Origin of the sequence: Blautia acetica (assembly GCF_038739805.1) — a bacterium.
In the GTDB taxonomy this organism is placed as follows: domain Bacteria; phylum Bacillota; class Clostridia; order Lachnospirales; family Lachnospiraceae; genus Blautia.
This window is the reverse complement of the sequence record NZ_JBBEWO010000013.1, coordinates 37,757-59,387: the sequence shown is the minus strand read 5'-3', so window position 1 is coordinate 59,387 and position 21,631 is coordinate 37,757. Positions and strand designations below refer to the sequence as shown.

Genomic DNA, 21,631 nt, shown 5'->3' with positions numbered 1-21,631 from the left:
AATTGGAGGAGATAAAAATGAGATCAGAAAAGGAAGTTTATGATATTGTTTTGAATTTTGCAAAAACAGACAAACGCATTCGCATGGTTACTTTGGAAGGATCTAGAACAAATACAAATATTCCGCCTGATGATTTTCAGGATTTTGATATTACTTTTTTTGTTACGGATATGGACAGCTTCACAAGTGATGATAAATGGCTAGATATATTTGGTGAAAGGTTGATTCTGCAAAAGCCGGAAGATATGGAATTATTTCCAGCTGTAGAAAAGGGATTTTCATATTTAATGCTGTTTACTGATGATGTTAAGATAGATTTAACTTTGCTGCCGCTGGAACTGATAGACGAGTATTTTACATGGGATAAACTGGTAAAGTTACTGTTGGATAAAGACAACCGTATCGTAAAGCCGCCAATACCAACGGATATAGACTACCACTTGCAGAAGCCTACTCAAAGAATGTTTGACGATTGCTGTAATGAATTTTGGAATACTACAACATATGTAGTAAAGGGCTTATGCCGCAAAGAAATTCTTTTTGCTATTGACCATATGAATGATATAGTACGAAAAGAATTGCTTCGCATGATTTCCTGGCTGATTGGTATCAAACAGGGATTTCATTTCAGTTTGGGAAAAAACTATAAATTTATGAAGCAATATGCCCCAGAGGAATTGTGGGAACGACTTATGTCCACTTATAATATGGATTCCTATCCCCATATGTGGGAATCCTTTGAACAATGTATGGCATTGTTCCGGGAGGTTTCGTCAGAAGTGGCATGCCAGTTGGATTACCAGTATCCACTATATGATGAAAAAATCAGTAATTATGTGATTCGGCAAAAGAAAAAATATGGCATTGAAGATGATAACAAATAAAATTTTTTCAATCGAAAAAATTTATTTTGATTATTCAATTTTGAAAAACTGAATACCTCAAAATCAGAAAGAGCGCGGACAAGCACTTTGAGGGATTGACCGCCTTGTCCACCCATTCAGTGGGACGGCGGGCGGCGGTCAAGGCCGGGTGTAAACCCGTTCATTTCAGCCTTGACGGTTACCCGCTGTCCTGTTACTTTTCCGGGAGTGTAGCCACAACTTCGGGACACTTTGTCCACAAGTCGGAGCGTAGGACGATGAACGGGGGCTTTCATATACGCCCTGTCTGCTGTTGAAACCAGACCTGCGCTTACGGCTCCACGCCACACAAGCACAGCCCTGTTTTCCTGCCGCTTCAAATGCCCTTGCCCTCCCCGGCGGCAACGGCATTTTCACGGCAACGCCGACAGAGCGTATAACACACTACACTTTGCTTCGCAAAGTCGTGTGCCAAATGGGGGCGTTGCCCCCTTTGGAAACCCCCACAAGGAAAGGCGGTACGCTACCCCTCCACGGGGCGCATACCGCCTTTTCTTGTTATCCAGCCCTCCGGCTGTATCGGTTGAGCAAAAGTCAGCGTGGGAATGGTGTGGTATCTTTATCTAAGTGAAACCCCTGTCTCCCATTTAGAAATGGTTTGGCGAGATACTTGTAATTCCATTCCCAATTCCTCCTGCGATAATCCTTGTTTTTTTCTGATTTCGATTAATTTCTCATTAAATTTCATACGCAAAATCTTCCTTTCTGTTGTATGAGCAAAATATATCCCCAAAACGCTAAAATAACAACCAACATCTCTTGTCAATCTATCAACCAAGTATAACATTATCTGATTTTCTTGTTTTGCTACAACTTCGATAGATAAGGTATTTATTACACTACTTCACTTACATGAAGAATGTGAGAAATATTTTGGCCATAAAAAGTAAAAGCAACTAACAGTTTTAAAAGTTAAAATGGCAAGTGCCTTAAAATTCCATATTCAATTTTGGATACAAAAAAGCAGGAGACTTTTCCTGCTTAATATAATTGTGAATATTTAATTGTATTCAGTTTTTCAGTTCTGTAAACTGGAGATTTTCTTTGGAAACACTTAAACAAATGAAGCATAAATAACATAAATCTCTGCAATCAAAATAATTCCGAGAACACCATCTATCATCAAATTATACTGCACATCTGTCAAAAATGTTTTAGAATGTGTCAGAAAATATTTGATCTTTTCTTTTCCAGTCAAAAGTGTAATTATAAACAACAAAATAGGAAATAAAAAAACCTCCATTTTATTTCCGAAACCATCTGCTATTCCATTTGCAAAATGAACAGGAATAATCTGAGGTAAGAAAAAGACACTTACTATTGCTAATAAAATGCCAATGCTACAAATTCCCCATGTGAATTTTCTGCTTCCTACAAGTTTCATAAAAATGCCTTCTTTCTGCAAACTCAATTTTGTTGATAATATTATACTTCACCTGCTTAAAAATGCAAGATATTTTTACCCTTCCTTAAACCAAAAGCATCTGACATTTTCAAAATGAAAATGTCTACATTAAACATTCCCGTCAATCAAATCATAACTCATATCCAAAAAGTCTAAGATTTTCGCCTCACTTACGGTTCCGTCCAACAGCATGGTGATCCAGTACTTTTTGTTCATATGATATCCCGGTAAAAATCCATAGGTCTGTGTCAACAGTCCGACCATATCCGCATCACACTTTACATCTAGGATATCTACTTTCGTATCTCCTTCTAATCCCAGTCTGGATTTTTCAACCTGCATTAACACCGCATACCATTTTCCATTCTTATGCCGAAGCACTGCACTTTCCGGTGATTCCTTCCATAGATATTCCGGAACGGTTCCGTATTGTTTCTTCACATATTCATAAATCTCTTCCCGTTTCAAACATTCCACTCCCCAGTTCTTCTATTTTATCAATCTTACGATTGTACTTTTCAGATTTTAACAGGCAGGACATCTGCCCTGCCTTCCTTTCCTATTATAGCATTGTTATTCAAACTCTACAATTCCATCTATCATTCATTTTCCTGTTTCTAATAAACTACCATTCCATATCCCATAATGGAATCGGAATTGATCGCATAGTTTCTCTCTCTTACCGCATCCCCTGAGTTTCCTTCTATGGTATAGACGGTTGTTCCGTCACAGCGTTCCACGATTCCTACATGGTCGCACGTTCCATCGTGATCCCAATCAAAAAAAATGATCGCACCGGGACTTGGCATACTTCCAGCCCCCTGCCATCTTCCTTGGTTCTGAAACCAATTCTTTCCATCTGTACAAAGGGAGAACTTGGGTACAGCGCCGCTTTGAATGAGTCCTGCCTGGTCTGCACACCAGGACACAAAACAGGCACACCATTCCTCCCTGCTGTCAAATCCATACCACGACCAGAACTTCTGGCCGCCTTCGTTCCCCAACTGGCTTTTCGCAATGGTTACGAGCTGCCCATTTCCAAAAAGTCCGGCAAACAATCCCCCGCCAGAATAATACCGAAGCACATGGGGGACATACTCCGGATCGCCATACCTTGGCCAACCATGGGCGGCTGCCTGTTCCTGGGAAAACTGCAGCGCATTGGCTTCACTATAACCGCCATGGTTCCGGATTGCCCATGAGATGTACCCATTCCCATAATTATAGCCCTGTAAACTAAGTTTTAGCTTGTCCATATCCTGTGGACTTTCACATCCGGCTTCCCGGACACAATCTGCATAATACTGTACACCCACCTTGATAGAATAGTCTGCATCCTGAATCGCACCGGGCGTATTGGGATACTGGGTATTATACGGACACTCGCTGGCCTGCATGGGATCCGTTCCCCTGCCTCCGCTTTCCTGCATCATGATGGCTTGAATGACAGGCACATATTCCGGGATTCCAAATTCACTGGCATACCGCTGGATCGCCGGGGTATGGGCCAGGACTTCCGCACTCAGCGGCTCGCTGCTCTGGGAACTCCCGATAAACGCAGTACCGCCAATGATCCCCACAATGAGGATCAAGATCACAAATACCGTACCGCCTCCTGCCATCAACGCTGCAAACGCTGCCTTTACTGCATGGGCCGCTGCTTCCGCCATGGCTTTCAATCCCTTGGCAGTTGTTTTTGCAGTCTTGGCACTTTGCTTGGCTGTCTGGACAGATCGCATGGCAGCCCGTTTCGCTTCCCTGGCTGCCCTCATGGATTGGAAAGCCTGCTTTTTTTGTAAGAGTGCCTGGGTTTTCACCTTTTGGGAAGAAACCGGGGAAGCTTTCACCATACGGGGCGCTGTTTTTACTGTCCGGTTTCCGGCCTCCTTGACTGTTTTCTCTGCTTCAGGTTTGATCTTGATGCTCCTTCCGGCTCCTGTGCGCCCTTTCTTTGCCCTTGTCTGTCCAGATGTTCCACCGCTTCCTGTTTCGCTGTCCAACGTGGCTGTAACGGATTCTCTTTGCCTCTGCTCTTTTATCTTCTCATAAGTTTTCACTGCCAACTTCTTTCCACCACGATAGGCAGCCGAAGCGCTTTCCTTTCCAGCCCGCTGTTCTGCCCGTTCTATCCGGTTTCCGGCGTATTCCACCGGAGATTCCTCTCCGGTTTCTCTTCCCACCTTGTCTGCCGCCATCCGGGATTTCTCTTTCGTTTCCAGCATGGCAGAACGCACCAGTTCTTTGGGAAGCCGGGAGGCAGGATTGCGGATCTTCGGGTTCTTATCCCGTACCTTCTCTTTGATGTCTTTCAAACACACACCTCCCTGTATCGCATTACCGTTCCCTACTCTGTTTCTTTTGTCTCTTCTGCTGTTCTTCCAGCTTTTCCAGTTCCCTTACCGCTTCCTGAACCAGCGGATGATTGGCATAATAGGGAACATAGGACAATAACTCTTTTCCCTTCTCCCCGGTTGCTAATGGATATTCTCCCTCGTTATACAGCGGATCGTCTGCATGGTGGAGAGAGAACTCCAAAGACGGAACCATCTGAGGGGAACGCTTGCAAAATCTCTGGTAATGCCGGAACGCCTCTTTTAAAGAAGTACATTCGATGCATTCTCCCATCCCATGGAACTCCCCGCACTCCGAAGCAAGAAAGGTAATGGTTGTTTCTTCTTTCATAGCTTTCACCTCCCCTTTACCGGATCGCTGCCTTCTGTTTTTCTTCTTTTCCAAGCTGACGGGGTGCTGTTTCCTGCCGAAGCTCCTGCAAGGTATCTTTTAAAGATGCCTGTTTTCCTTGTCTTTCTTCCAGCTTCCCGATCTGCTGCTGCAATCGTTCCGTTTTCTGTTCCAGCTTATGGATGCTCCGCATGGATTGAAATAACACCTTCTGGGTTTGAAAGATGATCCCCTGTTCCGGATTTCTCTCTGTGATCTTTGCGGTATCTTTTCCGTTCATTTCCAAAAATGCGTTTTTCAGATGCCCTTTGGCAGCGTGCAGTTCCTCCGCCATACTCCCCAGACGGTCAATCTTCTGATCCATCGACAGCATGACCGTATGTAAGGAAGACTGTAGCTTTTGCAAGCCTTGGGTAAGGTGCATTCCTTTTACCGCAGAAGCAAGGGCATCTTTTCCCTTTTCTTTAAAATCAAACACTGCCTGTTCTGCCCGTTCCACAAACTTTCGTTTCCATTCTCCCACCTGAAAGTGAAGTGTTTGCACCTGATGTTCCGCCTTCTGGATCGTGTTCACCGCAAAGAGCTTGACCTTGCTTTCCTGCATCACGCCCAGCTGCTTCTTCACCTCTCCCAGTTCCTTCAAGACGGTTCCGAGCTGTATTTCCATAGTGTCGATATGATCTGCCATGCGGATCACATCCCCTTTTTCCTGTTCCATGCCCTGTTGTTCCAAAAGCTCCAACAACGCCCGGATACTGTCCTGCTCCCGAAGCGGTCCTTGTATTTTTGGAATCTCTACGCTTTTTTCTTCCATCTACATTCCCTCCTTCCCAAAAGGATGCTGCCGAAAAACGTTCAGCAGCACCCGAAAAGATATCTTTTTTACTAGCATTCACCGGGCTTCGTTGTCATCAAGCGGTACAGCTTCGTGTTCTTCGGGAAACTGTTTTCAAATGGCACCAGATTTCCAGAACAGCGGATCAGACCTTTCCCTGCGCCTACATTGGTGATATAGGATAACTGGTTCTCGGAAATATTCAAAAGGGAGGCCAGTTCGTCCCTGTCTGTGGTCGCCTGGTTTAAAAGGATCAAAAACTCACTGTTTGCCAGCATCAGTCTTGCCGTATCCGACTTCAAAAGTTCCTCTACATTCTGCGTTAAACCTGTGACAAATCCATGGTATTTACGGATCCTCTTGTAGAGACGGTAGAAAAAATCTGCACTATACTGGTACCGGAACAACAGGTAAAACTCATCGGCAAAGATCCAGGTGGTCTTTCCTTTCTTCCAGTTCTGGATCACCCGGTTGAAGATGCTGTCCAAGGTGACCAGCATTCCCAGGGGCATGAGCTGCTCTCCCAGTTCCCGGATATCATAGGCAATGATACGGTTCTTCGTATTTACATTGGTTTTCTGGGCGAAGGTATTTAGACTTCCGTTGATAAACAACTCCGAAGACAAGGCAAGCCCCCTGGCTTCCTCTTCCGGCTGGAGCATGAGCTGTCGGTACAGATCTTTCAAGGTCGGCACTTCGCTTTTATAACCGCTTCGGATATATTCCCGGTACACATCTGCGGTACAGCGGTCCAGGATGGATTTTTCCTTGGCGGACAGATTTCCTGCCCCTACTAACTGCTCAAACAAAGACAGGATAAATTCCGACTTCTCGATCAGCGGATTCTTGTCATTGCCATAGGCGGAGTCCATATCCAGTGCGTTCAGATGGGTATGGGACGTTGCAGAAATGGAGATCACTTCCCCATTCAGCGCTTCCACCAAAGAACCGAATTCCGACTCCGGATCTAAGATCAGGATGTCATCTTCCGTAGACAGGGCAAGGTCCACGATCTCTTCTTTTGCGGAGAAACTCTTTCCCGAACCGCTGACACCCAATCGGAAGGAGTTTCCATTCAATAACTTCCTCCGGTCTGCCACCAGCATATTTTTGCTCACCGCATTCTGCCCATAATAAATACCGCCCGGCTGCATGATCTCCTGAGTATGGAAGGGAATCAGCACTGCGGTGGATTCTGTTGTCAAGGTACGAAGGGCATTGATCTTGCGGATGCCATAAGGCAGTACCGTATTGAGTCCATCCACTTGCTGCCATTTCAAGGTTGCCATCTGACATAAATGCTTTCTTGCCACCGACAGGATGCTCTCCGTATCCGAATCCAACTGTTTCTTGCTGTCTGCCATATGCACCATGGTGAGGATACCGAACATCATCCGCTGATCTCTGGTGGTCAGGTCATCCAGCATCTCTTTGGTTTCCTTCCTTTGCAGTTCCATATCATAAGGCACAATGGCAGAAAAGTTATTGTTGGCATTCTGGCGTCTCTGCCAGTTGGTCACATTGGTCTCCACGCCAAGCAGAAGGTTCTGGATCTCACGCACCGCTTCGTCTGTGGGTACCGGGAGGATATCGATGGACAGCATCAAGTCCCGGCTTAGATCGCACAGCTCCGAGATCATGTCATCCTTGACATAACTGGCATAATCCTGCATATACAAAACCCGCCCGAACCGTTCATTGATCTTGAAGCAGTCTTTGGAAAATTCCATGGACTGGGGACAGATCCAGTCCTTAAAGCTGCTCCCCTTTTTGGCAAAAGCCTTCATATCGAAAGGAAAGCACTGGGGTTCATCTGCCCGGAAGAAATCCCGGAAGATCTGTAACCTCTGTTCCGCATCCAGTTCTTCCCCAATGGAGGACAGCTTGCTCAGATGGGTGATGATATCCGTTCCCACACGCGCAAAATAGGTTCTTGCCTCATCGATGTTCTTTTTATGGACACTGACCGTCAGATACCGTTCCTGATAGATGCTGTTGTTGGTGCCACTGACCTTGGATAGCAGCATTTCGTTGTATTCCTTTCGGTATTCATCCAGCCCGTCCTCTTTCATCGGCAACAACAGAGAGGCTTCAAATTCTTCTTTATTGATCCTTCTGTTATTTAAAGTGATCTTTGCCGCCGCACCGGAATCTAAGGCATTTAACAGTTCACTGTAATCCAAGAACATTTCTGTCTTATCCTCTTTGCTTGCGATGGCATAGTTGATATCGGAAAACCGGAAGGTCTTGGAAAACTTTGTCCCAGACTGGAATACCCCATCCGGCCAGATCCGCTGGATCGGGATCGCCTGTTGGACAGACCTTGGGACTTTGAACTTCTCCCGATCCATTTTCAATGCCTGTTGTAAGGTTTTAATCAAACGCACCACTCCTTCCCGTTTTCTTTTTCTGTTTCATCCGTTTCTTCCTTGCCCGCTGTTCTCTTTTTTTCATAAGGGCTGCGCCATCCCCCTGGCTCTTTTCTCCCAAAACCAGCGTTTCTTCCATGCAGGCATGGTACAGATCTTCACTTTGAAACAGCAGGCGCTTGGGGTATAAAAATTCGGACTTGATATACGCCCAGGCAAACTGCTCCGCATTCATGCCATGGTACTGGAAGAAACCACAGGCTGCGAATGGGGCAGCCCCTAAGATGCACAGCCACCCGGTCATTTCCTGTCCCACATACTTTCCCAGGCCAAAATAAATCCCTACCGCCACAGCGATGGCAAGCAGGGAGAAAATACACTGCCGCAGGTTCAGTCCCATAAACATGGATTCCTGATAGTTGCGGATCTCTTTATTCATTTTTACTTCCATATACTTCTATCTCTCTTTCTTTTATTTGTTTTGTTCCTACAATCCCATCATTTCTTTTACGATCCGGTCAGATGCTTTCACCGCACCCACCAGCACCAGCAGGTTGAACACCAATTCCCCTACATAGTTCCACACAATGGTCACTGCACTTAAGGACGTATCCCCAATGGCCGGCGGACTGGCAGAATAGACGGAGAAAATGATACAGGCCAGTGCAATGATCGCCCCTTCCAGACACACCCCTGCATAGGACTTGATGAAGTTCTTTCCCACCGACTGGGAGGGTTCTCCCGCAAAGGTGGAAATGGGGATGGGCGCAATGGCAGTATACATGTACAGCTTGAACATCCTTCCATATACCGTAAGGATCATGATAAAAGACAGCACTGTGATCAAAAGGCTTCCCAGCAGCGTCACGATCCACAAGGGGATGGATTCCAGCATCCCTACCGCTTCGATCTTTTCCACGATCTCTGCCGGAAGCTCTGTCACACCCCCGTCTGCCATTCCCGACTGTGCCATGATGGTCGATACGATCCCCTGTACAATGGAAAACAGGGCGGTCATCAATTCCATGCCATACATGATGGCGCCTTGTGCCAGTGCAAACCGGATAAAGGCTTTGAGGGCATGTTCCGGCTTTTTCATGTCTGTAAAGCTGCCACAGGTCTTGACGATCCCGGCTGCAAAAAACAGTACCAAAAGTCCATACCCAATGGCAGTCAGCGCCCCGTTGATCCCGGTGATGACACTCCAGATCGTCCCGCCCTTAAAGGATTCCGGGCTTTGGGTAAGGAGCGTCCAGATTTCTGCCAGCTTCTCATTCCAGGTGTTCAGTGCAGAGTTTAAGTTCTGCACGATCCAGTTATCACTCAAACAGTCTCACCTCCTTTGCCGGGGCAGGAAGATGTCCTCCCTGCCCGCTTCTGTCTCTTCCCGCTACCCAACGATCAGATCCAGGATCTCTTTTGCAAAGGTGATGATGACACCGCCTGCCAGCGTCAGAAACCCGTTGGCTCTCTGGCTGGGATCATGGCTCTTTAAGCTCAAACCTACCTGCACCACACCAAATCCCAGTAAGATCAAGCCGATAGCTCGGATCAGGGAGAAGATAAAGGTGGACAGGTTATTGATGACTGACAGGGGATCTCCAGCTGCAAGCACCGGGATGCCTCCTACCGTCATAAACAGCACCAGCGCTGCATACGCAGCAAGGGTACGCTTTGGTCCTCTGCCCATAGGCATCGGTGCAGTGGCATGGTTTGTTGTCTGTCTCTTTTTCATTTCATTTCTTTTCTTCAATGGCATTCCTCCAATCAAAAAGACTGCTCCCTGCCGAGGATCTCCTCAGCTGAGAGCAGTTCATAATCATCCAGTCTCCTGGTATCAATGGTTACATCTTCATGGGACAGGGGAGCCTTCGCATAATCATAAGGCGGCGCCCCTCCGTCCTCCGTATATTTCACATTCACATGTTTATGCAGATCATATTTCTCATCCAGAATGGGGCGTTCCCCACGCACCAGAAGCACTGCCTTCCGGTTATCTAAAAGGCGTACTTCATCGGGGGTTAAAAGTTCCCTTCCGGACTGCTGGAAATTCACAGAATAGCTTCCACTCCTTCCCTTGGTCTGCCCATAGGTATTGGTATCCAGTGTTTCTTTCCCCAATAGTTCCGAGACATATTTATGCCCTTCTTTTTCATTGCCGCCCAGATATAAAAATTCATCGCAATTCCCTATGAGACTTTCCCAACTATCCTTAAACAAGGCTTTCATCTGCGCAATGTTCTGGATGATGATGCTGCAGGAAATTGCGCGCGACCTCATGGTTGCCAGAAGCTTGTCAAAATCATCCGGCAGCGCCACGTTTGGCCACTCATCCATGATGCAGTGTACCGGGATAGGAAGTTTTCCATGGTATTTCCGGTCCGCCACATAGTAAAGGGTTTGAAAGAGGTTACTATAAATCATGCCCACCAGATAATTGAGGCTGGTATCCGCATCCGGGATACAGCAAAACAGCGCCACCTTTTTCTCCCCGATGCTGTAAAGATCCAGTTCATCGGTACAGGTCAGATTGGCGATCTGTTTTAAATTGAACGCAGCCAGACGGACGCCTACGGAGATCAGGATGGACTTTGCGGTCTTTCCTGCCGCCTGCTTGTAAATGGCATACTGCTTGACTGCAATGCTTTCCGGATTGCGCATCTCCAAACGTTCAAACAGGATATCCAGCGGAGACTGGTATTCCTCATCGTCCTCTTTCACCTGGGCAGAACCTAACATTTCCATGATTATGGAGAAGTTCTGTTCCTCCGGCGGCGCTTCATGCAGAAGATACAGCATGAGCGCCTGCAGCAAGGCAGTCTCACTTTTCTCCCAAAACGGATCTGAACTCTGCGCCCCCTTCGGGGTAGTATTTCGGATCAGGTTATTGATGAGCTTTAACACATCCTTATCATCCCGCACATAGGCAAAGGGATTGTAGCAAAAAGATGTCTCCGGATTGATCAGGTCAAACACCCGGACTTCATATCCTTCCCTCTCCAGCAGTCCTCCGGTTTTCCGAAGAAGCTCTCCCTTAGGATCGGTGACCACCATGGAACAGTTGCACTGCATGATGTTGACGACGGCGTATGCCCGGCTTTTTCCCGCACCGGAACCGCCCACCACCAAAACATTTAAGTTTCGTTTGTGCTGATAGCAGTCCAATCCCATGCGGAAGTTCTGGGTTAAAATGAGATTCTGGGTGTACCGCTTGTCCCGGTAACGCTTGCAGATGGAAGCTGCATCGCCCCATTTGGCAGAGCCATGCTCCACCCCTCTTCGATAATTTCTCTTCTGGGAATAATAAATACCGATGCCTAACACATAGGCGATTGTGAATGTGAACATACACCGCAGCGTGTACGGTGTATAAGAAATAGAAAAAGGCTGATCCAGTTTTTCGGTCAGCACTTGTAAGATCTGTAACAGATTGGTATCCGGTTTTATGGCACAGGCAGTGATGGCGCCTGCCCACCAGACAACGGGCAGAAACAGCAGCCACACCCAAAGGTCCACACGTTTCCATGCTACCTCTGCCGGCTTCTCTCCTTCTTCGCTTTTTCACTCTTTGGCACTTCGTTTGCTGGTCCGTCTATCCTATGAAAAGAATCCTCTCCGGGGATCAAGGCAAGGCTTCGCCCATTCTCCCAATGCATGTGAATCTGCCCGGCATCATCAATATATGCTACCGTTCCTTGTAATCCCGGCGGCATCCCCGGCTCGTCCATAAAGTCCAGGCAGAGCCTTGTTCCTTTCGGATACCGCTTTCGTAATTGTTCCACTTGTTTTTGATCGTATATACTCATAGACATCCCTCCCTTCTGTTACCAGAAGAAGCGCCTGCTGGTGTGTGGTTTCATGACCTTTAAGATCACGCTGTCAATGCCGTCGCTGTACCTGCCCATGGCAAGATACTTGTCCCGCAGCCGGTTGAGGGCATTGCGAAGTTCCCGCTGTTCCTCACTTGTAATGGGAAGCCTTTTCTCGGAAAGCTCATAGGCTCGGACTTTCTGCAGCATGGCTTCTGTCTCTGGGTGAACCGTTCCCCTTTGGCTCTGAGCTACCAGCTCATCTTTGAGTGCCACCACAAACATATTTTTCATGATGTTATCCGTTTTTAAATAGTAATCTGCCATCCCCGTTCCCTCCTATCTTTGTTACACCCAACATACCACAAGAACCCTGCAATAGCTATCCCAACGGCGGAACTTTTTTAAGAACCTATCGCTCCGGCTGCTTCTCTTTTTTCCCCTTCTTCAGTGTCTGCTTTGGCGGTTCCTCAAAGGAAAAATCATCCTTAGCAAAAGCCTGTTCCTGTTCCCCGAAGTTCCGTTCCATATGGTTGCGGATGGTATAGGCTGCCTGCCGCACATCATTTAAAAAGCCACGCAGTTCTTGGGAATCTTTCTGCCCATTCGCCTGCATTTCTGCCACTTTTCCAAACTGGAAGCCGGACACGTCCGCCCCATACCGCTTGCCTACCACATAGGCTGCACAATAGGCTTGTGCATTCACTTTCTTTCTCATATAATTTCCATCATGCTGATCCAGGGCGGCACAGGCCAGTTCCCGGTTCACTGCATGGAATGTTGTATTCGCCTCCATTCCGTTTCGCACATAGACGGTACGCTGTTTCGGGATATACTGTGCCGGAATGCCCTCCGGCAGATTGTCTGCGATCTGCATCCGCACTGGCTGATCCTTTAAGACTGCATGGATCAGTTCTTCCATGGAACGCTGTGGACGTTCCTCCAGCGGTTTTCCACTCATCTGGCTGATGTCAAATCCTTTACCGATGGCATAGCCTGTCCGCATCTCCCCATCTTTTTCATATTCCGTACTGACCATATAGGTGTAGCCATGCACCCCGGATTTCGGAGAACGGTGTTCTTTTTTCCAGTAATCATAGGATTTTACCACCGTTGCCTCTGGATTCTGTCCGTAGATGAGCAGAAGGTTGGGTGTTTTCTGCGTATTGCACTGCGCCATAAAATCTAAAAATCCCTTTAAAGAATCCCCGTTTTGGAACACCGCCTGTGCCTGGGCATCTACCTCTGCCCACACCTCTTCCCTCTGCTGTTTTTTCATGGCTGCATATTCTTCTTTTGATAACTGCTGTTGTGGAGTTTTTTCTTCCCCTGCCCCACCAGGGATCATGTTCGTTAAATCCATAGCCTTACCTGCCTTTCACTTTCTTCTGTTTCTTTCTCTGCTGATTTCTCGGTTTTCTCCGGCTCTGCTGTTGCTTCTGCCGCTGTTTCTGTTCCGTTTCAATCTTTTTTAATTCCTGCCGGACAGATGGTTTCTCCCCTTTCCAGCTAGTTTCCTGCCCGGAAAAAGAACCGCTGCTGTGCGAGGAAGGTCCGGACAGATTCCCTGCCTTCTCCGCCTGGGTAAAATTTCCCTCCGAAGGAGAGACTTCCCCTACATCAAACAGATGCTCTTCTTCATCCAGTTCAAACTCAATGGTCCCTTCCGGCAGCACCACCTTTTCGGTCTTTACCGGAAGTTCTTCTTTTGCTTCGGTTTTCTCGGTAAACTCTGCATCGATCACACGCTCTCCTTCCCGGACTGACGCTTGTTCCACAACCGCTTCCCCGGCTTCGGATTTTACAAAGTCCAGGTTCATCTTGTCCAGCACCCGGTTCACCTTTGCCGCATCATCGGCAAACACCATGATCTCGGAAAACTGGGGGTTCTTCTTATCCCGGATGACCACATACAAAAGTCCCCTGGATTTGGCTTCCCCTGCAAACTCCCGCAGCCTGTCATGGGGAATGGTGAAAAATTTCATTGCCCGCTGTTCCTTTAACATCCGAAGCAGGTTGGTCTTTCCCCTGGTCTTTTTCTGGTCCTTCATTACTGCAACGATCAGCACCGCCAGATTCTTTGCAATGCTCCCGCTGATCCGTAAGGTATGTTCCATGCCTTCCATGGAATACCGGACGATCTGATCTGCCGCATCACCACCATAGTTCATACGCTCTCACCTCCTTACCGCTTCCGTTCTTCTTCCCTTCGCTGTTTCCCGGACGATTCCTGTACCTGCTCTTGTTCCTTTGCCCGTTTTAACCTCTCTTCCATCTCTTTCGACTGGATCTCGATCTGCTGGCTCAAACGGATCTTTTTCCGAAGTTCTTTTAATTCCCCGTTGATCTCCTGAATCCGCATACCGCCCGGTTCTTTTCGATATAGCGTTCTTCTCTCCTTCATCAAGGAAAGCACCTGTTCCTCCAAAGGTTTCCGGTATGCTGCCAGCTCTTCCCTGGTGTTGATCCCTTCTTTTTGCAAAAACTCCATCTGCCGGATGCGCAGATCCAGTTTTCGGATATCGGAACGGACCGCATAAGAAATCCGTTTCGGCTTCTGCTGAAGCACTCCCATCCGATACAGATAAGAAAAATACAGCTTTTGAAGTCCGGTAAGTTTCCTCTTTGGAAACTGCACCTGTGTTTTTCCATACACCTGTTGGATCTTTGGACGCAGGATCTTCTCCCGGATCTCTGCCTCCCCATAGCCATTTCCCAAGGAACGCAGACGGACATACCTCTCCATATCCGGCGTCTTTAATGCCGGATACTTCCGGTTCAGCTTCCAGGTATAGCCCCGCTTCTCCATTTCTTTTACAAACTGACTCCAGGAAAAGCTCACGCCAATGGCATCCCGGATATCCATGCGGATGGCAGTCCTCCAGGTAGGTTTCCCTTCTGCTTCTGCTTTCCACTGGGCATAGTGCATGGCTTTCCCCTGGTTCGTCTGGATCACAGAAAGACCGTATTTCCTGCATAAGTCATCCGAAATCCGGCGCACTTCGGTAAAATAACTTTTGGCATTGCTGTGGTATTTCTTCCCATCCGCCATGCTCACCGAATTCCATACCAGATGATTGTGGTAATGACTGGTATTCAAATGGGTGGTGATCACCACTTCAAACTGCCCTTTCAATAACTGCTCTGCCAGTTCCTGTCCGATCAGATGTGCCAGTTCGGGGGATACTTCCCCTTCTGCAAAACTCTGCACCAGATGATAGCCCTGTACCCCGCCTTTCTTATGAAAGCGTTCTTTGGTCTTTACCATGTCCGCATAGGCATTTTCACAGGTACACCCCATGGCATCCTCAAAAATGGTCTCTTCTGTTTTTTCCCGGTTTAATGCATAATCAATGGCTTCTTCCAAAGAGCCGGCGCTCTTGGTGGTCTTCGTCCGGTCCTTCACATAGTCGATGGAACGCTCCAGGCGGTGGACGGGGAGGACGCTGGTATATGCCATCTACCATTCCTCTTTCACCAGACGCCAGGTCTCTTTGGAAATCCGGAGCATTTCCTGTACGCTGGCTTCCCCTGCCATCCCGGTACCATTGGCAACATGGGCAAGCTGGTTGGCATTGTTGCAAAGCCCCGCAATCTTTCGAAGAAGTTCTGTATGATGCTCACAGGGCTTTGTCTGAAGCTGTGCGCCTAAGATCAGGGAACGTAAAAATTCCTCCCTGCTTAGTCCACTCTTTGCCACCTGTCCGTCCAGATGCCGAAGTTCCTTTGCATTCAACCGTACCGGAACCACATGGTTTCGTTTTCTCATTTGACCACCTCCCTTTTTCTTTTATGCTATCTGTAAGGGATACACCTGGATTCCTCTGCGCTCCATCTGCCAGAGGAATTCCCCGATCTCCCAGACCTGCCCATTCACATCCACCAGCTTTTCGTCCACGAAGCGGCAAAGTCCAATCTCTTTTGTTCCGTCCTCTGCCATCATGCAAAGGCTTTCCTCATCCAAAAGGGAGAACCGCTCCAACCCTTCCATATCTCGGAAATGGATTGTTTTCCGTTCTCCCTGTTTCTGTCTGCGTATCCGCATCTGTTCCATCTGCTGATCTTCCCGCTTTCCGGCAACCACACAGCACATCAGTCCAATACCAAAGGCTGCGCCTGCCATTGCCCCAAGCGCCATTCCTGCAAAAAACATGTTTCTTCTCTCCTTTCTCGACTGCCGGGGGATTGGGGTTCTCCCCAAAGTGCGTTTGGATATCCAAACGCTATGCTTGCAAAACCAGTTCCACCGATTTCCATCGACTCCCCCATGCAGAATCGATTATGCTTCCTTTTCTTTGATCTTGATCAATCCATCTAATGTGGTACAAATGATATGCAATCGGTCTGCGGTACTAATATCTGTGTTCATCGTTCCGGTGACTTCTTTTCCACAGACCACCACCATCCGACACCGCTTTAAGATCAAGTGGGACATCCGGTTGTATGCCTGCAAATCCTCAGCTTCCCCTTCATCCAGAAAAGGAAGAAATCCAAACCTCGGACAAATGGGAACATATCCCAACTCATAAATCTTCCGGCAATATCGCTGCACCTTCACTCTGCTTTCTTCTGCCGGACAACACACATAGGCCATCGCCTGTTCCATCGCCTCACCCCTTTCCTGCATCCAGGTGGATGCACTTTTCTTCTTCTGAAACAAAGTTGGACATCCATGTGGATGCCCTTGCTATTTCTCGCTCTCTTCTTTTTCCTTTGCTTCCAATGCAAACTTTACACGGTCACTGCCCAGCTTATAATAAGCATCGGTCACTTCAATGCCTACTGTCTCATAGCCTTCTTCCACCGCCGCAAGGATGGTTGTTCCTGCTCCGGCAAAGGGATCTAAGATTCTACCACCCGGCTCACAAATCTGAATGACATCTTTCATCAGCTGCAACGGTTTCTCTGTCACATGAATACGGTTCTGGGGATTTCCATAACGGAACACACCGGGAAGACAGGAAACCGGGCGGTTGATTGGCATCGGGCCATTACTGCCCCACACAATATACTCAGCCTGCTGGCGAAAACGTCCTTTCTGCGGACGAGAGTTTCCCTTATCCCAAACCGCAGTTCCTCTCCAGATCCAGCCTGCCCACTGGAGTGCATCGGTAATAGAGGGATATTGTCTCCAGTCAATAAACAGGCAGATTGGCGCACCAACTTTACAGGCTTTCCGCGCATCGTAGAGCCACTCTGCCATCCAATGGGTCCAGGAACGCTGATCCTTGTTATCCCCATCAAAATCCGGCAGTGCATTCTCTGCCTTCATACTGCTGTATTTCTGATTAGTCGTGCGGTTTCGCTCATTCTGTTTTGTTCCCCCAGACGCATAAGGCGGATCGGTAATCACTGCATCAAAGATCCCCGGCTGAAATGCTTTCACCAGTTTCAGCGTATCTCCATGTAAAATTGTCCAGTTTTTCCCTCCGGTATATTCCTCCGGGTATGTTCCTTCTTTCAATAAGTTCCCTAACTGCAGGGTATTTTCCATAGGCATCATCCTTTCTTATCAGCGCTCCGGCTGTTTTTTACTTTTTGTTTTTTTCTTGCTTTCATTCACTTTATGAATTGAATCACCTCCCCTGAAAACTAACAGCTCCTGTGTCTGATTCTCCACACTCCGGCTTGGCAGAACATTTCCTCTCACCAATACTTTCCCGCATACATTTCCAAAAACCAAGCTATTTCCGAGAATCAAAGGTGCATCTCCTGTTTCCTTTGCCGCAGTAATCTTGGCAAATCCTCGAATGTGTGCCATATTCCAAACCTCTCCAGCTAGAATACGGCAGGATTCCTCTGCAATACTCGTTTGATACATCACTGCAGTTCCCGTAAGAAGGGCATCACCCTTGGCAATCGCTTCTTGGAACAGTCCTGCACTCCTTTCCACTACCGCACGTTCACAGCAGATAGCCTGGTCATAAATCCAGCATGATCCTTCCTGGGAAAGATTTTGCTCATATTCTACAAAGCCACCCAAGGTTCCTTTGGGAACCGCTTCATTTACGTCTACCAATGCTCGGATTCTATGCAGCCATGGAAATTGTGGATGGGCTATGGAAGTGATTTCATATTTCTTCTGCGTTTCGCATTGGACTTCTTTTTGAGAGAACTTTTCTTTTGTATCTACTGAAAAATCAAAAACGACTTCTCCTTCCTCTACGGAATAGGTACGAATACGTGAGGTATCAAAAATTCCCCCTTCGTACTGCCTGCTGAGAAAGTTCTGGATCGCTTCCAGTTCCTGCTGTGTAAGAGGCTCTATTAATGCAAGGCTGGCACAAACATACAAACCATCTTGTTCTTTTTTCACCTGGATATCGAGGTTCTGCACTTTCTCCTTTACAGAATCATCCGCATCATAGTAATCCATCAGATTGAATGATGCCGACTTTTTTCTGTAATACAATTTTTCCTGCTCCAGTGCCTCTTGGATGGCAGTTTCATAAAGAACAAGATCCTGTCCCTTCAAATCTACAGATTCCCCTTCTTTTGTGGCAAGCCATCCCCACACAGGACTCCATAATTGCAATCTGTTTTCCATAAGACCTCCCTTGTCAGTGTTCTGGCTGTTTATTCTCTTTTCAATCTGTTTCTGCTATTTTTTCTTCCCACATCTCCTTTGATGTGACAAAAGATAACTTCATCGGCATTCTTCCTTCCCACGTTTCTTTGGGGGCTTGGTATCATTCTGAGAAGATGCACTCAGTTCTGTTTCCACATATTCACTGATGATATGAAGTGCCTGAGAATAGTTCTCTGATTTCTGGACACGTGCAATCATTTCTTTTGCCTCTTGTCCCTGCCCATTTTCCTGAAGCAGTTTACTTGCCCTGGCCATAACCGCAAACACATTTCCATCCATTCCCAAAAGCTGCATTTTCAGGCGTTTCGGAACATTTACCGGATTTTCTTGTTTCTCCGACTTTTCTTTTGAGACTTCTGATTTTGCCTGTTGAAATTCAAAATCTATGGGGCGCCAAAAGTGTATACACAGTTCACCACCCTCTACCGGAATCTCCTGCTGTTCAAAGCCTTCTCCCCATCCATCACTATATTGTCCGGTGAGATATTCACACAGTTCCGATAATTCTTCCGCCTCCAGATACTCTTTCAATTCTAAAGTTGTACAGCCATATAACACACCATCCGATTCTTTCACCGATGGAACTGCGGACACTACTTTTTCTTTAATGGCAGCACTTCCGTCAAAATAATCCATCAGATTATCGGTCCTATCATCGTCATGTCCGACACGGTTGTATTCTGCAATCTTTTCCTGAATCACAGAAGCATACTCCGTTAAATCATCTCCTTCAAAAAATACCTGCTCTTCTTCAAAGTCATTGTAATCCTCTTCTTCCCAATCTTGTTCCATCTCATTGGGAAGAAAGGTTCCTGTCAGCGGTGTCAATAATTCTATTTTGATCGTATCTTCCATTTGCCTCACCTGCCTCTTTCCTTTTGCTGTTTCTTCTGTTTTTCCACCGCCTGTTTTGCCAGGTCTCCATAGTCTGCACCTTCCATCTGTGGTAAGTTACAAACTACGGTATATTTTTCCTCATACTGCTCTTTTAACTGCGCACATGCCCATCGCCCGGCAAAATCGTTATCGGTGCAGAGCTCAATTTCTGTTACCTCCGGATGCTCTTTCAGAAAATATTCCAATGCATCCGGGCGCTTCATCTTTTTTGTTGCTCGTTCCGCGCCTTCTTTCGGCGCTGCGATTCCACCCAGAGACAGGCGATACTTATCGGTTCGTCCATCTTCCAGCGTCATATGGGCAAGGGCATCAATACAGGCTTCATACACCGCTACCCGATGGCTTTTCCCCAAAGGCGGAACACAAAAGCTATACTGTTTGTTGCTTCCTTCCTGTTCCATTCGAAAGCTCTTTCCCCGGCTGTCATAAATCCCACGCAGAAACGCATACTTTGCTTCTCCCTGTTCATCCATGCCAACAAAAACAGCGTTATGGTAGGGGGCGCTCTCATACAGGATTCCCAGCTGCACACAATAATCCAGTACCTCATCCCGGATTCCCCTTTGGTTCAAATATCTCCGTACCCGGTAAAAACTGTCGTTGGGGAAAGGCAGGGAAAAGGGCTTCTTCCTGGGGGCTGGTTCTGCTCTGGAAACATACACAGGCGTCTGCTCACACAAGATTTTTACTGCTTCCGTATATCCCATGCCATCTACCTGCATCAAAAACCGGAGAGCCGACATTCCACCAATACCCCTGGACTTCCAATGCCATTTGCTGGTAATCTCATTGATTTTGAAACTGTCATGGTCCTGAAGCTGCCATTCATTTCTTGTCCGTGTTTTTTTCAATCTCCCCGGCTGGTATGTCTGCAGATACTCGTAGGCTCTCACCTGCTTGGCTGCCTGATATTCTTCTTCAGTAACCCAAGCCATCAGATCACTGCATTGCGAAGAGCCTCGACCTTATCGGTGCGCTCCCACGGAAACTCTTTTCTTCCGAAATGCCCGAAGGCTGCAGTCTGTCGGAAAATAGGACGGGTAAGGCGCAGGGTATCCACGATCTGCTTCGGAGTCAGCCCAAACACCAGCGGGATTGCCAGCTCCAGACAGTCATCCGCACACACGTTTCCCGTACCAAACGTGTCCACCTGCACCATAACTGGCTGTGCCACTCCGATTGCATAAGCCAAAGACACTTGACACTTGCTGGCAAGCCCCGCAGCTACGATATTCTTGGCGATATATCTAGCCATATAGGCTGCTGAACGATCCACTTTTGAACAATCCTTTCCGGAAAATGCACCACCGCCATGGGGAACCATGCTTCCATAACTGTCTACCATCAGCTTCCTTCCAGTCAGCCCCGTATCTGCATCCAGTCCTCCACAGACAAAACGCCCCGATGGATTGATATAAATCTTGGTTTCCTCATCCGGTGGCAGGGGACGAAGCGCCGGCAATAACACCTTCTTTCGGATCTCCGCTTCCAGCTTTTTCAAATCTTTTTCTTCCGTATGCTGGCAGGACACTACCACACTATCCAGTCGGACAGGCTTCCCATTTTCATATTCTACGGTCACCTGGGCTTTCCCATCCGGTAAGATCCCCTGAATATAAGAGCTTTGTCTGCAGGCAGATAATTCCCGGACAATCCGATTGGCCAGCACCACAGGCATAGGCATGAGCTGCTTCGTTTCATCACAGGCATATCCGATCATCACACCCTGATCCCCTGCCCCTTGGAACCAGTCTATCTGATTGTCAGACACTCCTTCCCTTCGTTCTTTTGAAGTATCGACTGCCCCTGCAATATCGGGACTCTGTCGATGGACAAAAGTGTCCATTGCAATCCCTTCACTGGAATAACCCACGTCAGACAGTACTTTTCGCACAACTGCAAACACATCCGGTTCATAGGTGCTGGTGATTTCCCCTGCCACAATGATCGTTCCTTTCGTAGCAAGCACCTCACATGCTACTCTGGACTGTTCATCCTGTTTCAGACACACATCCAAGATTGCATCTGCAATCTGGTCACACAATTTGTCCGGGTGTCCTTCTGTTACTGCTTCTGCTGTATAAAATTTTCTCATATGAATTCCCTCTCTTTCATGCAAAAA

At 47.3% G+C, this 21,631-nt stretch carries 26 protein-coding genes; 1 reads left to right on the top strand and 25 read right to left on the bottom strand.

Annotated elements, in window-relative coordinates; genetic code table 11:
* Positions 1–17 precede the first annotated feature (17 nt).
* Positions 18–884 carry an aminoglycoside 6-adenylyltransferase gene (gene ant(6) / locus WBS51_RS09955; protein ID WP_006426509.1) on the top strand — a complete coding sequence of 289 codons (867 nt, stop codon included), beginning with the start codon at positions 18–20 and terminating at the stop codon, positions 882–884.
* 116 nt (positions 885–1,000) lie between these two features.
* On the opposite strand, the gene WBS51_RS09950 is transcribed toward ant(6), so the two are convergent.
* From WBS51_RS09950 to metK, 25 genes are all read right to left on the bottom strand, one after another.
* Complete coding sequence (locus WBS51_RS09950; RefSeq protein ID WP_242953086.1) at positions 1,001–1,219, bottom strand: hypothetical protein; 219 nt, start codon at positions 1,217–1,219, stop codon at positions 1,001–1,003.
* 263 nt (positions 1,220–1,482) lie between these two features.
* The gene (locus tag WBS51_RS15255) at positions 1,483–1,701 is read right to left on the bottom strand and encodes a helix-turn-helix transcriptional regulator (RefSeq protein ID WP_462904871.1); all 219 of its coding nucleotides are present in this window, start codon (positions 1,699–1,701) and stop codon (positions 1,483–1,485) included.
* 276 nt (positions 1,702–1,977) lie between these two features.
* Positions 1,978–2,307: a DUF1648 domain-containing protein gene (locus WBS51_RS09940; RefSeq protein WP_101880120.1), complete on the bottom strand. Its 330-nt coding sequence runs from the start codon at positions 2,305–2,307 to the stop codon at positions 1,978–1,980.
* Positions 2,308–2,436: 129 nt separating this feature from the next.
* Positions 2,437–2,796 carry an MmcQ/YjbR family DNA-binding protein gene (locus WBS51_RS09935; protein WP_173699557.1) on the bottom strand — a complete coding sequence of 120 codons (360 nt, stop codon included), beginning with the start codon at positions 2,794–2,796 and terminating at the stop codon, positions 2,437–2,439.
* A gap of 149 nt (positions 2,797–2,945) precedes the next feature.
* Entirely contained in the window at positions 2,946–4,640 is a 1,695-nt protein-coding gene (locus tag WBS51_RS09930) for a lysozyme family protein (protein WP_101880119.1), read from the bottom strand.
* Between the two features lie 22 nt (positions 4,641–4,662).
* Positions 4,663–5,010: a hypothetical protein gene (locus WBS51_RS09925; RefSeq protein ID WP_009247997.1), complete on the bottom strand. Its 348-nt coding sequence runs from the start codon at positions 5,008–5,010 to the stop codon at positions 4,663–4,665.
* Positions 5,011–5,026: 16 nt separating this feature from the next.
* A complete protein-coding gene (locus WBS51_RS09920) occupies positions 5,027–5,824 on the bottom strand; it encodes a DUF6674 family protein (RefSeq protein ID WP_187007468.1) in 798 nt (265 codons plus the stop codon).
* 71 nt (positions 5,825–5,895) lie between these two features.
* Positions 5,896–8,226 carry a VirB4-like conjugal transfer ATPase, CD1110 family gene (locus WBS51_RS09915; RefSeq protein ID WP_207726551.1) on the bottom strand — a complete coding sequence of 777 codons (2,331 nt, stop codon included), beginning with the start codon at positions 8,224–8,226 and terminating at the stop codon, positions 5,896–5,898.
* A complete protein-coding gene (locus tag WBS51_RS09910; protein WP_187007467.1) occupies positions 8,219–8,665 on the bottom strand; it encodes a PrgI family protein in 447 nt (148 codons plus the stop codon). Before WBS51_RS09910 ends, WBS51_RS09915 begins: the two co-directional genes overlap by 8 nt.
* Before the next feature lie 36 nt (positions 8,666–8,701).
* Entirely contained in the window at positions 8,702–9,541 is an 840-nt protein-coding gene (locus tag WBS51_RS09905) for a hypothetical protein (protein ID WP_009243204.1), read from the bottom strand.
* Between the two features lie 63 nt (positions 9,542–9,604).
* Complete coding sequence (locus tag WBS51_RS09900; RefSeq protein WP_187007501.1) at positions 9,605–9,973, bottom strand: glutamyl-tRNA amidotransferase; 369 nt, start codon at positions 9,971–9,973, stop codon at positions 9,605–9,607.
* Positions 9,974–9,981: 8 nt separating this feature from the next.
* Positions 9,982–11,718: a VirD4-like conjugal transfer protein, CD1115 family gene (locus WBS51_RS09895; RefSeq protein ID WP_442327277.1), complete on the bottom strand. Its 1,737-nt coding sequence runs from the start codon at positions 11,716–11,718 to the stop codon at positions 9,982–9,984.
* Positions 11,719–11,741: 23 nt separating this feature from the next.
* Positions 11,742–12,020 (bottom strand): DUF4314 domain-containing protein, encoded by a 279-nt coding sequence (locus tag WBS51_RS09890; protein WP_187007466.1) that lies wholly within the window; start codon positions 12,018–12,020, stop codon positions 11,742–11,744.
* Positions 12,021–12,038: 18 nt separating this feature from the next.
* Positions 12,039–12,350, bottom strand: coding sequence for a hypothetical protein (locus WBS51_RS09885; RefSeq protein ID WP_187007465.1), 312 nt, complete (start codon positions 12,348–12,350; stop codon positions 12,039–12,041).
* Between the two features lie 85 nt (positions 12,351–12,435).
* Positions 12,436–13,386: an ArdC-like ssDNA-binding domain-containing protein gene (locus WBS51_RS09880; RefSeq protein ID WP_342694077.1), complete on the bottom strand. Its 951-nt coding sequence runs from the start codon at positions 13,384–13,386 to the stop codon at positions 12,436–12,438.
* 4 nt (positions 13,387–13,390) lie between these two features.
* Positions 13,391–14,194 carry a PcfB family protein gene (locus tag WBS51_RS09875; RefSeq protein ID WP_120092967.1) on the bottom strand — a complete coding sequence of 268 codons (804 nt, stop codon included), beginning with the start codon at positions 14,192–14,194 and terminating at the stop codon, positions 13,391–13,393.
* A gap of 14 nt (positions 14,195–14,208) precedes the next feature.
* Positions 14,209–15,483, bottom strand: a complete 1,275-nt coding sequence (locus WBS51_RS09870; RefSeq protein WP_187007463.1) for a relaxase/mobilization nuclease domain-containing protein — start codon at positions 15,481–15,483, stop codon at positions 14,209–14,211.
* A complete protein-coding gene (locus WBS51_RS09865; protein WP_064786699.1) occupies positions 15,484–15,792 on the bottom strand; it encodes a plasmid mobilization protein in 309 nt (102 codons plus the stop codon).
* 21 nt (positions 15,793–15,813) lie between these two features.
* Positions 15,814–16,176 (bottom strand): DUF3789 domain-containing protein, encoded by a 363-nt coding sequence (locus tag WBS51_RS09860; protein WP_187007462.1) that lies wholly within the window; start codon positions 16,174–16,176, stop codon positions 15,814–15,816.
* Positions 16,177–16,302: 126 nt separating this feature from the next.
* Positions 16,303–16,629 (bottom strand): DUF7768 domain-containing protein, encoded by a 327-nt coding sequence (locus WBS51_RS09855; protein ID WP_009248017.1) that lies wholly within the window; start codon positions 16,627–16,629, stop codon positions 16,303–16,305.
* Positions 16,630–16,710: 81 nt separating this feature from the next.
* Positions 16,711–17,517: a DNA-methyltransferase gene (locus tag WBS51_RS09850; RefSeq protein WP_009248018.1), complete on the bottom strand. Its 807-nt coding sequence runs from the start codon at positions 17,515–17,517 to the stop codon at positions 16,711–16,713.
* A gap of 18 nt (positions 17,518–17,535) precedes the next feature.
* The gene (locus WBS51_RS09845; RefSeq protein WP_291681178.1) at positions 17,536–18,570 is read right to left on the bottom strand and encodes a hypothetical protein; all 1,035 of its coding nucleotides are present in this window, start codon (positions 18,568–18,570) and stop codon (positions 17,536–17,538) included.
* Positions 18,571–18,669: 99 nt separating this feature from the next.
* Positions 18,670–19,467, bottom strand: coding sequence for a hypothetical protein (locus tag WBS51_RS09840; protein ID WP_342694076.1), 798 nt, complete (start codon positions 19,465–19,467; stop codon positions 18,670–18,672).
* 5 nt (positions 19,468–19,472) lie between these two features.
* On the bottom strand, positions 19,473–20,444 hold the full coding sequence (locus WBS51_RS09835; RefSeq protein ID WP_009248021.1) for a DUF3991 and TOPRIM domain-containing protein: 972 nt from the start codon (positions 20,442–20,444) through the stop codon (positions 19,473–19,475).
* A complete protein-coding gene (gene metK / locus WBS51_RS09830) occupies positions 20,444–21,604 on the bottom strand; it encodes a methionine adenosyltransferase (RefSeq protein ID WP_009248022.1) in 1,161 nt (386 codons plus the stop codon). The genes WBS51_RS09835 and metK overlap by 1 nt, the downstream gene beginning before the upstream one ends.
* Positions 21,605–21,631 lie beyond the last annotated feature (27 nt).

Coding starts and splice junctions, on each gene's coding strand:
- WBS51_RS09940 (WP_101880120.1), bottom strand. CDS start 2,307: ATGAAACTTGTAGGAAGCAGAAAATTCACATGGGGAATTTGTAGCATT.
- WBS51_RS09925 (WP_009247997.1), bottom strand. CDS start 5,010: ATGAAAGAAGAAACAACCATTACCTTTCTTGCTTCGGAGTGCGGGGAG.
- WBS51_RS09920 (WP_187007468.1), bottom strand. CDS start 5,824: ATGGAAGAAAAAAGCGTAGAGATTCCAAAAATACAAGGACCGCTTCGG.
- WBS51_RS09910 (WP_187007467.1), bottom strand. CDS start 8,665: ATGGAAGTAAAAATGAATAAAGAGATCCGCAACTATCAGGAATCCATG.
- WBS51_RS09900 (WP_187007501.1), bottom strand. CDS start 9,973: ATGCCATTGAAGAAAAGAAATGAAATGAAAAAGAGACAGACAACAAAC.
- WBS51_RS09890 (WP_187007466.1), bottom strand. CDS start 12,020: ATGAGTATATACGATCAAAAACAAGTGGAACAATTACGAAAGCGGTAT.
- WBS51_RS09885 (WP_187007465.1), bottom strand. CDS start 12,350: ATGGCAGATTACTATTTAAAAACGGATAACATCATGAAAAATATGTTT.
- WBS51_RS09880 (WP_342694077.1), bottom strand. CDS start 13,386: ATGGATTTAACGAACATGATCCCTGGTGGGGCAGGGGAAGAAAAAACT.
- WBS51_RS09875 (WP_120092967.1), bottom strand. CDS start 14,194: ATGAACTATGGTGGTGATGCGGCAGATCAGATCGTCCGGTATTCCATG.
- WBS51_RS09870 (WP_187007463.1), bottom strand. CDS start 15,483: ATGGCATATACCAGCGTCCTCCCCGTCCACCGCCTGGAGCGTTCCATC.
- WBS51_RS09865 (WP_064786699.1), bottom strand. CDS start 15,792: ATGAGAAAACGAAACCATGTGGTTCCGGTACGGTTGAATGCAAAGGAA.
- WBS51_RS09860 (WP_187007462.1), bottom strand. CDS start 16,176: ATGTTTTTTGCAGGAATGGCGCTTGGGGCAATGGCAGGCGCAGCCTTT.
- WBS51_RS09855 (WP_009248017.1), bottom strand. CDS start 16,629: ATGGAACAGGCGATGGCCTATGTGTGTTGTCCGGCAGAAGAAAGCAGA.
- WBS51_RS09850 (WP_009248018.1), bottom strand. CDS start 17,517: ATGGAAAATACCCTGCAGTTAGGGAACTTATTGAAAGAAGGAACATAC.
- WBS51_RS09845 (WP_291681178.1), bottom strand. CDS start 18,570: ATGGAAAACAGATTGCAATTATGGAGTCCTGTGTGGGGATGGCTTGCC.
- WBS51_RS09840 (WP_342694076.1), bottom strand. CDS start 19,467: ATGGAAGATACGATCAAAATAGAATTATTGACACCGCTGACAGGAACC.
- WBS51_RS09835 (WP_009248021.1), bottom strand. CDS start 20,444: ATGGCTTGGGTTACTGAAGAAGAATATCAGGCAGCCAAGCAGGTGAGA.
- metK (WP_009248022.1), bottom strand. CDS start 21,604: ATGAGAAAATTTTATACAGCAGAAGCAGTAACAGAAGGACACCCGGAC.